The organism is Bradyrhizobium sp. SSBR45G, from assembly GCF_030159255.1.
Lineage (GTDB): Bacteria > Pseudomonadota > Alphaproteobacteria > Rhizobiales > Xanthobacteraceae > Bradyrhizobium.
The window spans coordinates 63,405-75,118 of sequence record NZ_BSCT01000038.1 but is presented as its reverse complement, the minus strand read 5'-3'; the positions used below and the strand labels follow the sequence as shown (position 1 = coordinate 75,118).

Here is an 11,714-nt window from a genome sequence, read left to right as displayed (position 1 = left end):
GCGCCTTGTCCACTCATTCTAAACCGGACAGCCGTGGGACAAGCCCGGGCATGACGGAGTAACAAATGGGCCGGATCGTTCGCGGGTGCGGCTGCGCATGTCCATATGCCATAGCCCTGGACGATCAGGGGATCGCACAAGACAAAGGGCAGCGAGACGCGGCCCACCGCATCACGGCTGCAGGCGGTCGATGTGAACCTTGCCCGCCTTCATCACCAGGGGAATGTGATCGCCCTGGCCGAGCAGACAGGACACGTCGTGCAGCGGGTTGCCGTCGACCACGAGCAGATCGGCGAAGGCCCCCGGCTGGATCCGGCCGAGCTTGCCTTCCATGCCCAGCACCTCGGCTCCGATCACGGTGGCGCTGGCGATCGCCTCGCGGGCCCCGACGATCTCGGCGCGGATGCGGAACTCGTCGCTCTGCAGCCGCTGCGACGGGCCCAGCAGGTCGCTGCCATAGCCCATCTTGACGCCGGCCTCGCGATAGATCGCAAGCGAGCGCAAGCCGGCATCGCGCACATCTGCGATCTTGGCGACGCTCTCCGGCGGCAGGCCATATTGCGCGCCCTCATTGGCGAGCGCCTCATAGGTGACGAGCGTCGGCACGACATAGACTCCGTGCTCGGCCATCAGCCGCGCTGTCGGAAGATCAACGAGATTGCCATGCTCGATGGTGCGCACGCCGCAGCGCACCGCGCGCGCGATCGCCTCGGCCGTGTAGGCATGCGCGAGCACGTAGGTCCCCCGCCCCCTCGCCTCGGCGACGATGGCGCGGATCTCGTCCTCGGAATAGCCGAATGCACCGACCGGATCGGTCGGCGACGCCACGCCGCCGGAGGCCATGATCTTGATCTGGTCTGCGCCCATCTGCAGCTCCTCACGCACCGCCTTGCGCACGCCGTCGACGCCGTCGGCCACGCGGGCCAGGGCGCCGACCCGCACGCAGCATGGGCACGGCGCGTTGTCGGAGAGGAAATCGGTGCGCGCGCGCATGTCGCCATGGCCGCCGGTCTGGCTCAGCGCGCGGCCGGACACGAACAGTCGCGGACCTTCGGTGACGCCGGTGTCGACCGCCTGCTTGAGCGGGTAGCCCGCGCCGCCGGCATCGCGCACCGTGGTGAAGCCGCGCCTGAGCATGCCGCGCAGCAGGATCGCCGAGCGCAGCGTCACGAGCACGTTGGGCATCTGCACCTGCTGCGCGAGATTGAGCTCAACCGCGATCGCATGCACATGCAGATCGATCAGGCCGGGCATCAAGGTCTTGCCCTTGAGGTCGATCGTCTGATCGGCGCTCGTGTTAAGCGGCTGATCCGAGACCTCCTTGATCAGGCTGTCCTCGACCAGCACGTGATGGCCCTCGCGCAGCTCGCTCTCGAGCGGATCGAGCAGGGCGGCATTCTTGAACAGGATGGTCGGCATGACGGAGTCCTTGATCGCGGCAAGTCGATGAGCAGCACGCCAAGGTCCACGCGGATGATCAGCTCATGATCAAGGCAGGCCCAACGGATGCACGCCTCGGCGCAGCCGACAAACCGCTTTTTCCGCCTGAGCACAAGATCCCCGGAGAGCGTGGGCCCCATGCGCCTGCAGCCGGAGACCGGGGCAGCGGCAGGTCATCCGATCGCCATGAGGCTGGCATTGCCGCCCGCCGCGGCCGTATTGGTCGACAGGCTGATCTCGGTCACGAGCCGGTCGATATCGTAGCTGCCATCCGCGCCCCTGCTCACGACCGGGATGATCGCGGCTGGGCGCGCGGCCAGTTCCTGGTTGAGAGCGACCAGCGCAGGCCCCTCGCCGTCGAACAGCACGGCCGCGAGATCATCGACGCGGCGCCAGTCCTCCACGAACCGGATGCGATCCCCCGCCAGGGCGGCCACGCCATCGAGCCCGGCCCGCACGGGATTCGCCAGCGCGACGAGCGCCTGATTGCCGGTCGCCAGGATGACGCCGAGCTGATCCAGCAGGGCCCGCTCCGTCTGCGCCAGCGCGGCGACCGCGCCGCGCGGCCTGATCCGATAGAGGTTCTGCTCGCCCACCGGACCCGCCAGCTCGATCTCGACGCCGGCCAGCGCGCGCGCGAGATGCCCCTCGCACAGCCTGGCCGCATCGTCATGTCCCCCGGCGCGCAGCCAGGCGAGGTAGGCCTGCGCCATCGCGTCGGGCCGGCCGGCCATCCCCGCCACCTTGGGCGGCGCGGCCAGCAGCCGGCGCAGATACAGCGGGCCGCCGGCCTTCGGGCCGGTGCCCGACAGTCCCACCCCGCCGAACGGCTGCACGCCGACGACAGCGCCGATGATGTTGCGATTGACGTAGACGTTGCCGGCGCTGATGTGCCGGGAGGCGCGCGCGATCGTCTCCTCGATCCGCGAGTGGACGCCGAAGGTCAGGCCGTAGCCGCTCGCATTGATGTCGTCGATCAGCTCCGCGAGGCGCTCACGCCGATAGCGCAGGACGTGGAGCACGGGGCCGAACACCTCGCGCTCGACGTCGGCGATGCCATCGATCTCGATGATGGTCGGCGCGACGAAGCTGCCGCGCGCGGCCAGCGCCGGCAGCGGCAGCGCCTCCACGGCATGGCCCCGCTGTCGCATCGAGGCGATATGGGCCTGGATGCCCTCGCGAGCCTCCGCACTGATGACCGGGCCGACATCGACCGACAGCGCCGCGGGGTTGCCCAGCTCGAGCTCCTGCATGGCACCGCGGAGCATGGTCAGGATCCGATCGGCGACCTCCTCCTGCAGGCACAGGATGCGCAGCGCCGAGCAGCGCTGGCCCGCGGAGTCGAAGGCGGATGCGATGACGTCGCCGACCACCTGCTCGGCCAGCGCCGAGGAATCGACGATCAGCGCATTCTGCCCGCCGGTCTCGGCGATCAGCGGCACGGGCTCTCCTTGCAAGCTCAGGCGCTCGGCCAGCTGCGTCTGGATCAGCCGCGCCACCGCCGTCGATCCGGTGAACATCACGCCCTGCACCCGGTGGTCGGCGACCAGCACAGCGCCGACGCGGCCGTCACCGGGCAGCAATTGCAGGACATCCGCCGGCACGCCGGCCTCGGTGATGATGCGAACCGCTTCGGCCGCGATCAGCGGCGTTTCCTCGGCGGGCTTTGCCAGCACCGGATTGCCGGCCGCGAGCGCAGCCGCGATCTGTCCGGTGAAGATCGCCAGCGGAAAATTCCAAGGGCTGATGCAGACGACGGGCCCGAGCGGGCTCAGAGGCCCTGTGTCTTCCAGACGTTCGATCTCGCCGGCATAGTAGCGGAGAAAGTCGACCGCCTCGCGCACCTCGGCGATCGCGGTCGCAACCGTCTTGCCGGCTTCGCGCACGATCAGGCCGATCAGGACGCGCCGGCGCGCCTCCATCACGTTCGCGGCCTCACGCAGGCATGCCGCCCGCTGGCGCGCGCCGGCCGATGCCCAGCCTGTTGCAGCGGCCACGGCGCGAACGAGAGCGGCCTCGATCTCGGCCGGCGCGGCATCCTGGACGGCGCCGACGACATCGCCGAGATCGGACGGGTTGCAAATCAGACGAGGGCGTTCCTGCACGGACGCCGTCGACGGCAGCGCGTGCCAGGCAATGCGCGCGCTCGCGAGAAGACCTTCGCCGAGTTCTCCAAGCTCGGCCTCATCGGACAGATCGAGGCCGGCCGAATTCAGCCGGCCCGGGCCGAACAGCTGGCGCGGATTGCGGATGCTGTCGTGCGGCGCGCCCGGATGCTGCGAGGCGCGCACGAGCGCGACCGGGTCCGCGATCAGCTCGTCAACGGACACTGCGGGATCGGCGATGCGATTGACGAAGGACGTGTTCGCCCCGTTCTCCAGGAGACGGCGAACCAGATAGGCCAGCAGCGTCTCATGCGACCCGACCGGCGCATAGATGCGGCACGGACGATCGAGCTTGGCCGAACCGACGACCTCCTCGTAGAGCGGCTCGCCCATGCCGTGGAGGCACTGAAACTCGTACTGGCCGCGATAGAAATTGGGGCCCGCCATCTCCACGATCGAGGCCAGCGTGCGCGCGTTGTGGGTGGCGAATTGCGGGAAGACGGCGTCGGGCGCCGCCAGCAGCTTGCGCGCGCAAGCGAGATAGGAGACGTCGGTGTGGCTCTTGCGCGTGAACACCGGAAAGTCCGCGAGGCCGTCGACCTGGGCGCGCTTGATCTCGCTGTCCCAATAGGCGCCCTTGACCAGCCGCACCATCAAGCGGCGCTGCGAGCGACGGGCGAGATCGACGATCCAGTCGATCACGAAGGCACAGCGCTTCTGATAGGCCTGGATGACGAAGCCGATGCCGTTCCAGCCGGCCAGATCGGAATCGAAACAGAGCGCCGCGAGCAGATCGAGCGACAGATCGAGGCGATCGGCCTCCTCGGCATCGATGTTGAGACCGATGTCATACTGTCTGGCGAGCAGCACCAGCCGCTTCAGGCGCGGCAGCAGCTCGCCCATCACCCGGTCGCGCTTGATGCGCGTGTAGCGCGGATGCAGCGCCGAGAGCTTGATCGAGATGCCCGGCCCTTCATAGATGCCCCGCCCTCCCGAATGTCGCCCGATCGCGTGGATGGCCGTCTCGTAAGCGGCGAGGTAGCGCGCAGCGTCGTCGGCTGTCGCCGCGGCCTCGCCGAGCATGTCGTAGGAATAGCGGAAGCCCTGCGCCTCCCAGCGCTGGCCGTTCGACAGCGCCTCCGCGATCGTCTGTCCGGCCACGAACTGCTCGCCCATCAGCCGCATGGCGAGCGTGACGGCCTTGCGGATGATCGGCTCGCCACCGCGCGCGATGAGCCGCGTCACCGCGGAGGCGAGGCTGTCCTCGCTGGCCGCGGCCGTCAGCCTGCCGGTGACGATCAGTCCCCAGGTCGCCGCATTCACGAGCAGCGACGGGCTGTGTCCGATGTGGGCGCGCCAGTCGCCGGTCGCGATCTTGTCGCGGATCAGCGCATCGCGGGTGGCATCGTCCGGGATGCGCAGCAAGGCCTCGGCGAGGCACATCAGCGCAACGCCTTCCTGGCTCGACAGCGAATATTCGTGGATGAGGCCTTCGACCCCGCCCGACCGTGTCTTGCTGCGCAGCTTCAGGACGAGATCGCGCGCCAGGGCGGCGGCGCGCTGCGACGGCGCCTCGGCCAGGGCTGCAAGATCGAGCAGCGGCCACAGGCACTCCGGCTCGGCGCGACGATAGGCCGAGGTGATCGCGGCACGCAGCCCGCTCTGTGCCTGGACGCTCGCTCCGAACTGCGCAAACGGAGCAATTGGCGGACCGCCTTCGCCGGACTGGCCATCGGGCAAGATCTGCGCGAGCGGCATTGGACGGTCTCCAGTGAATCAACCCACTCAAATATAGCGAATGTTGAAGCGCCGTTGTTCCTCTAATAATGTCCAAATGAGACCGCATCGGCTTGAAATCGAGAACATGATAGGCAGATCGCCCGTGAAAATGGACCAGGATAGCCAATTGGACCAGATCGACCGCAAGATGCTCGCCGTCCTGCAGCGCGATGGCCGGATCTCGGTGACCGACCTCGCCGCAGAGGTCGGCCTGTCCAAGACGCCATGCCAGGTCCGGCTGAAGCGGCTGCTGGAGGCGCGCTACATCGAGGGGTTTCGCGCCATCCTGAACCCGCAGCGGCTCGGCATCGATCACATCGCGTTCGTGGAGGTGAAACTCTCGGACACGCGCGAGCGTGCGCTGGCGGCGTTCAATGCTGCGATCCGTGAGATCGACGAGGTCGAGGAATGCCACCTGATCGCGGGCCGCTTCGACTACCTGCTGAAAGTGAGAACATCCGACATCAAGAAATATCGGCAGGTGCTGGCGGAACGGATCTCGAGCCTGCCCAACGTTGCGAGCACCTCGACCTCGGTCGCCATGCAGGCCATCAAGGAGGTCTGGTCCGATCTGAGCTGATCAGTCGCACGACATCGGCGCCTCGCGCAGGAAGGCTCCACTCTTCATGGCGGCCACGCACACACGAGCGGCTTACCGTGCGTTGCGCTGACAGCGCCAGGACGGCCTTGGTGATAATGCGGTCGCCGGTGCTAGCAGGTCGTGCGCCGAATTCGACGGGTCATCCGAGGGTCCATCCCCAGCAACGCAGCGTCGAGATCCCTCCAGAAATCGGGGCCTTTCCTGACGTAGCAGGTACTCACGCGCTCGCATCTCTGCAGCGTATGCTGATTGCTGCTGCTCGTTATGATGATCACCTTCGCCGGCGCCCGGTCCGCATCGAGAAGGTGCCCACAGACCGAGAGGCCGTCGAGCTCCGGCATGTTGACGTCGATCACCAACACGCTTGGCTTGCCGCGCGTCGCCTTGAGGAACGCCTGAAGCCCGTCAGATGCCGTATCCACATCGAAGCCCAGGCGCGCGAAGTGATATGAGAGGAGCCCGACCACCGCGGCGTCATCATCCGCGATCAACAGACCCGGCGCCTGGCCAAATGACCTCGCCATGTCGACACCGATGACTGGTTCCCCTACCCCGAAAGCGTCGATCGGCTGCACAGCCTGCCGCATGTTTCCGCTCCTGTCGTCGTTGCATGATCCTGGTCAAACGCTCGTCAGGCATGTCGGGATTGAGATGACGATGTCGACCCTAACGCGCCCTTAGCGGCTTCCCAGGTATGACTACGCGGATCAATCGGACCTTCAACACGATGCTCGCTGCAAAGACCGCGCGGCGAGAGGCGCGGGGCCTCCGCACTGCTGCATCTCGACGAGCAGAGCGTCGAGCAGACGATCCGTGTCCGCGCCGGGCCCGTCGCCGCGGATTTCGGCCAAGACGGCGTCCTCCAGATTCGCGGCCGCGTCGCTCAGCTCAGCAAAGCCGTAGATGCCGCTGGCGCCCGACAGCGCATGGGCGATCAATCTGATCTGATCCAGCAGGTCTGATGATCGCCGCCCCGCCCCCAGAATCTTGCCGTGCTCCGAAAGGGATTCAGCGTCGCGCTGGACCCTGCGCAGGAACTCCACCCGCAAATGCTCCAGCGGATCGTACGAAGGCCGCACATAGGTCCGGAGCAACGCTGCGAGCGTCATGGGATCGAACGGTTTCTGGATCACGCCCACGGCCCCCAGCGACCGAAACCGATCCGTCTCCCGCGCCTGGGTCCGGGCCGTCATGAAGACCACGGGGACTTCGGCGGTCGCGGCGTTCTGACGCAATTGAGCGAGTGTCGCCGGCCCATCCAGCACCGGCATCATGACATCGAGCAGGATGATGTCCGGCGACAGTTCGGCTGCCATGGCCACCGCCTCGCGGCCCGAGGCGCAACTATGCACCGTGAAATCCGGATCCAGACCGAGTGACAGCTCGACGACTTCGCGAATGTCCGGCTCATCATCAACATGCAGAATGCGAATTGCGGTCATGCGACCTCCCTTACGGACAATGGCGGGGAAAGCCCCAGACGATCGCGCACGATCGTGCCAAGGCGCTGGAGGGAAGACGTCATCCTGGGCAGGGATTGCGCTTGATCGTCTCCCGGCCAATCCTGATCGGAGTTGGTGAAGATGATCACGGGAATGATGTTGCCCGCCGAATCGCGCAGATGCGGCAACAGATCCAGCCCGAACTCCACGCTGACGCGGACATCCACGATCGCAAGGTCGATGCGCTCCGTCGCCAATATGCGCCGCGCAGCGTCCGGGCTGCCGGCCGACACCATGTCGGCCATCATCTCCAACTCACGCGCGACGGCGGCGCGCCTCTCCGGATCGTCATCGACATGAAGAATGCGGGGCCTCGGAGAGGACGACGGCCGCGTTGCAGCCAGATGGGACATGAGGTGCTCGACATCGATCGGGCGCGCGATCCATTGCAGATCGCCCGTCTCCCGCAATCGGGCATTGGCGAGGCCGCTCACGGGGGCGTCGGAGGAGATGATGATCGTAGTGTTACCATGATGCGAAATTTCACGAATCTGCGTCGCCAGGTCGAGACATTCGACCTCGTCGAGCGGAAGACCGATGACCACCGCCGCGTACCGGTTGGCGCTGGAGCGCAACAGCGCGGCCTGTGCCGAATGCGCGAAATCCACCGTCAGGCCGGCCTGCGCCAATTTCACCCGTACCGCCTGCTTGATGACCGGATCGGTCTCGCACAACAGGATTCGCGACGGAGCGCCGATTGCGGCAATCTCGATCGCACCACCAACGGTATCGTCCCATATCGGCAGCTCGACGTAAAACACCGCGCCGCCGCCATCGGCATTGTCGAAACCCGCCTTGCCTCCGAGCCGTTCCACGATCTGCTTGACGATACTGAGGCCGAGCCCGGTCCCGCCTTTCTGACGGGCATCGGTCGCATCCGCCTGGGCGAACTTCTCGAACAGATGCGGCTTGAAATCGTCGGGTACGCCCGGACCACGATCGCGCACGGCAATCCGCAGATTGTCCCCGCTGTCCTCCACCGTGACCTGGACGCTCCCGCCGGCCGACGAGAACTTGATAGCATTCGAGAGCAGGTTCGTGATCGCCTGCGACAATCTCTCCGGATCCGCATTGGCATAGACATCCATAGCGCCCGCGCTGAGTTCGACGCGAACGCCGTATTTGTCGGCGTAGCCGCGATTCTCCTCGATGACCCGGCCGACCAGCGATCTCATTTCAACCCGTCTGAGATTGAACGCGGTGTGCCCGGCCTCGATTTTTTCCATGTCGAGAATGTCGTTGACGAGACGTCCCAGGCGCTCGCTGTTGGCGTAAGCGATGTTCAGCAACCGCGTCGCGGGCTCCGGAATCTTCTTGCCCCAACACCCCACGAGAAGCCCCAGCGAACCGGTGATCGAGGTCAGCGGCGTCCGCAGTTCGTGGCTCACGGTCGCGACGAACTCGTCCTTCAGACGTTCAGTGCGCCTGCGCTCGCTCACGTCGACGACGACGCTCAAAATCATGAGCCCCTGGCCGGTTCGAATGGGATTGAGGCCGACCTCAAGGGGAAACTCGGTCGCGTCCTTTCTCCGTCCGAACAGTTCGCTGCCGGATTCCATCTGACGGGTTTCGGGCTGCAACTTGAAAGCGTGCTGGAGCGTGGCGTGTTTCACGCGCGATCGCTCGGGGACCAGCATATCCACCGACTGGCCGATCAGTTCCTGCCTGGTGTAGCCGAACTGCCTCTCGATCTCGCTGTTGACCATCGAAATCCTGCCCTCGGCATCGATCATCAACATCCCGTTGGGACAGGCCTCGACCGCGAGGCGGAACATCTCGTCCGCGAGACTTCTGGCTGCGATGGCCATTTCGGCGCTGTCGCGTTCGAGCGTGCATTCCTGCAGCAACTGACGCGCGTGCTCGATCGCCACGGCAACATCGTCGATTTCCTGGACGTGAGATCGCGCGACGGCGGCGGGTTCGCCCGGTCCCGAGGCGAGCGCCGCGGGCAGCAAGCCTCGCACCCCGCGCGCGATCCGCCTCGCCTCATACATCACCGCGATCAGTCCGATCAGGAGGACGCCGAAAACGCCGGTGATACCGTACAGCAGAACGGAGTTCGGTCTGCGATAGAGATCGGCGAGCGGGATCCCGAGCGCGACCGTCCAGTTCGAGCGCTCGGACCGGCCGAATCCCACCAAAATTGACGTCCCGTCCGCCCGATAGGTGTCGACGACACTCGGCTGCGATGATTTGATGTTCGCCAGCCTCACGGGGGCCGGCTTTCCTATCAGTTCGGGATCGTGCGTACGCGCGACGATGATGCCGGCCGAGTCGGTGACGGTCGCGATCCAACCGGCCGGCAGTTTCTGGTTCTCGAACAGGCCATTCAACCTTCCAACGCCCAAGGCGACACCGAGCGTGTATTTCACCTTGCCCTCGCGAAACACCGGTACGTCGATAGAGAGAGCCGGCTTCTTCGAGACTGCGCCGATAAAGACATCGGAGACCGACGGCTTGCCTGTTTCGAACACCCTCCTGTGGTTCGCCAGATCTGCGCGCATTGGCAGCGGGGCGCCATAGGGCAATGCCGTGTTGACGACCTGCTGGCCGGCCGCATCCGCCACCACGACCGCGGAGCCGAGCAGGTAGGGAAGGCTTCCCTTCGCCTCGATATAGAAGGCAGACAGATCGTCCGACGCGAGAGCTGGCGATTTCGCCAAAACCTGAGCCGCGGAGGACGTTCCTGCCAAGTCCCGGTCGAGCGCGGCAACGAGAGCCCGAACTGTGGCCAGCGCGCCCTGCGAAGCCTGCTCGCGTTCGTGCTGGTACAGCCCCCATGCGAGCGCGGCCAGACCGATGAACGCAGGAACCGACAACATGAGAAGGATGCGGAAAAGCCTTGCCTGAATCGACTGACGCCCATGATGCGAAACACGGTGCCGGCGGAATGCCGACATCAATCTCTCCCACGCCTCGCGCATGATCGATCGGTCCCGCGCGCCAGACCTCCCCTGCTTGCTTGAACCGGCCTCGATGGAACGAGGAGATAGCTCGGTCATGGCATGATTGGTCGCGGCCCCGCCTGTCAAATCCTGCATCGGACCTTCCCGCAACGCTCTGGCGGGGCTGCCGGGCGCCGTCCGGCCAGTGCCGACACGTGACTCTCGGCCGTATCCTGATCCCGTGCCGCCAAGCGAAGCAGGTCTGCGAGGTTCTTCGCACCGAATTTCCGCATCAGGGCGGCCCGGTGGCCCTCATAGGTTCGCGGGCTGATCTGCAACCGCGCCGCACCTTCCTTGTTCGAATAACCGTCTCTGACCAGGACGAGAACCTCCTGCTCCCGCGTGGACAGCGAACGCCGGCGCACGGCGGTTTCCGGAGCCGGCTGGGTCTGATCATTGGCATTGCCGACCCGCGACCACCACCTGATGATGTCACGTCCCTGCGCAAACGCGGTCTGCTCCCTGAGTGGCGCCTCGAACGTATCGCCAAGCCGCTGAACCAGCCTGCAGACAGATTCGGCCTCGCGCAGCGCGTTCTCCGCGACCTCCTGCAAAGACACGCCATCCCGTTCGGCCGGAGGAAAGCTAGCGCCGTTCTGGCAGAGGTCCTCGAGATAGAGCAGCAGCGCGGTCAAAGGTCCGTTCAGCTGGTGGATGATCGCGGCGCCCACCTCGTTTGCGGCACCGGCGCGATCAGCACGAGGCGATGTCGTCTCGGAGCGTTCCGTCTCCATCGTATCACCGCTGGACCGGCTCATCGCAGCGAAACTCCCGAATGAACGCCCGAGCCCAGGCTCAGGTCTATGGCCTCGATCAGTTGCCGGGAGGAGAACGGCTTGCGAATGCAGCTCGACGCGCCGCGTTGCATGGCCGTGCCGAGATAGTCGATCGGCTCGAGCGAGCTACGCAACCTGAAGCCGGACATGGCGATGATGGGCACGGCCGATCGTTGGCGAATGTACGCGATCGCGTCGAGTCCGCTCATTCCAGTCATGAATAGATCGACGAGAACGATGTCGAAGTCCGAAAGCCCGAGCGCTTGAATGCCTGCATAGGCGCCCGAGGCCAGCTCGGTCCGACATCTGCGCCGCGCCAGGAAAACCTTGATCGCCGCTCCCACGCTCTCGTCGTCGTCGATGACGAGAACCCGCAAGGAGGCGGGAGCCGTGACGGCTCGTTCGACTTCGACGCGGGCGACCTGCCCTGACGCATACATGGTACAATCCCAGCGGCGACAAGATCACAGCCTCACAACACCGCCGTCAATGCAGATAGCGGTGCAGCACCTCTGTAAAGCTATGCAGCCATGTCTGACGGTGCGTTAATTTCGATGCACGTAAAA

General features: G+C 65.6%; 8 protein-coding genes. 1 reads left to right on the top strand and 7 read right to left on the bottom strand.

The window, feature by feature from the left end:
• Positions 1 to 171: 171 nt before the first annotated feature.
• Positions 172 to 1,419, bottom strand: a complete 1,248-nt coding sequence (locus tag QQL87_RS30950; RefSeq protein ID WP_284422871.1) for a metal-dependent hydrolase family protein — start codon at positions 1,417 to 1,419, stop codon at positions 172 to 174.
• Positions 1,420 to 1,613: 194 nt separating this feature from the next.
• The gene (gene putA, locus QQL87_RS30945; protein WP_284422872.1) at positions 1,614 to 5,303 is read right to left on the bottom strand and encodes a trifunctional transcriptional regulator/proline dehydrogenase/L-glutamate gamma-semialdehyde dehydrogenase; all 3,690 of its coding nucleotides are present in this window, start codon (positions 5,301 to 5,303) and stop codon (positions 1,614 to 1,616) included.
• A 130-nt stretch (positions 5,304 to 5,433) separates the two neighbouring features.
• On the opposite strand from putA, the gene QQL87_RS30940 reads away from it, so the two are divergent.
• Positions 5,434 to 5,904, top strand: coding sequence for an Lrp/AsnC family transcriptional regulator (locus QQL87_RS30940; RefSeq protein ID WP_284422873.1), 471 nt, complete (start codon positions 5,434 to 5,436; stop codon positions 5,902 to 5,904).
• A gap of 131 nt (positions 5,905 to 6,035) precedes the next feature.
• Here QQL87_RS30940 and QQL87_RS30935 read toward each other — a convergent pair whose 3' ends face one another.
• From QQL87_RS30935 to QQL87_RS30910, 5 genes are all read right to left on the bottom strand, one after another.
• Entirely contained in the window at positions 6,036 to 6,512 is a 477-nt protein-coding gene (locus QQL87_RS30935; RefSeq protein WP_284422874.1) for a response regulator, read from the bottom strand.
• Between the two features lie 132 nt (positions 6,513 to 6,644).
• The gene (locus tag QQL87_RS37295) at positions 6,645 to 7,367 is read right to left on the bottom strand and encodes a response regulator (RefSeq protein ID WP_349817306.1); all 723 of its coding nucleotides are present in this window, start codon (positions 7,365 to 7,367) and stop codon (positions 6,645 to 6,647) included.
• Complete coding sequence (locus QQL87_RS30920; RefSeq protein ID WP_284422875.1) at positions 7,364 to 10,468, bottom strand: ATP-binding protein; 3,105 nt, start codon at positions 10,466 to 10,468, stop codon at positions 7,364 to 7,366. Before QQL87_RS30920 ends, QQL87_RS37295 begins: the two co-directional genes overlap by 4 nt.
• Positions 10,456 to 11,130, bottom strand: a complete 675-nt coding sequence (locus tag QQL87_RS30915) for a helix-turn-helix domain-containing protein (protein ID WP_284422876.1) — start codon at positions 11,128 to 11,130, stop codon at positions 10,456 to 10,458. Before QQL87_RS30915 ends, QQL87_RS30920 begins: the two co-directional genes overlap by 13 nt.
• Positions 11,127 to 11,588: a response regulator gene (locus QQL87_RS30910; RefSeq protein ID WP_284422877.1), complete on the bottom strand. Its 462-nt coding sequence runs from the start codon at positions 11,586 to 11,588 to the stop codon at positions 11,127 to 11,129. The genes QQL87_RS30915 and QQL87_RS30910 overlap by 4 nt, the downstream gene beginning before the upstream one ends.
• Positions 11,589 to 11,714: the final 126 nt, after the last annotated feature.

Coding starts and splice junctions, on each gene's coding strand:
- QQL87_RS30950 (WP_284422871.1), bottom strand. CDS start 1,419: ATGCCGACCATCCTGTTCAAGAATGCCGCCCTGCTCGATCCGCTCGAG.
- putA (WP_284422872.1), bottom strand. CDS start 5,303: ATGCCGCTCGCGCAGATCTTGCCCGATGGCCAGTCCGGCGAAGGCGGT.
- QQL87_RS30940 (WP_284422873.1), top strand. CDS start 5,434: ATGGACCAGGATAGCCAATTGGACCAGATCGACCGCAAGATGCTCGCC.
- QQL87_RS30935 (WP_284422874.1), bottom strand. CDS start 6,512: ATGCGGCAGGCTGTGCAGCCGATCGACGCTTTCGGGGTAGGGGAACCA.
- QQL87_RS37295 (WP_349817306.1), bottom strand. CDS start 7,367: ATGACCGCAATTCGCATTCTGCATGTTGATGATGAGCCGGACATTCGC.
- QQL87_RS30920 (WP_284422875.1), bottom strand. CDS start 10,468: ATGCAGGATTTGACAGGCGGGGCCGCGACCAATCATGCCATGACCGAG.
- QQL87_RS30915 (WP_284422876.1), bottom strand. CDS start 11,130: ATGAGCCGGTCCAGCGGTGATACGATGGAGACGGAACGCTCCGAGACG.
- QQL87_RS30910 (WP_284422877.1), bottom strand. CDS start 11,588: ATGTATGCGTCAGGGCAGGTCGCCCGCGTCGAAGTCGAACGAGCCGTC.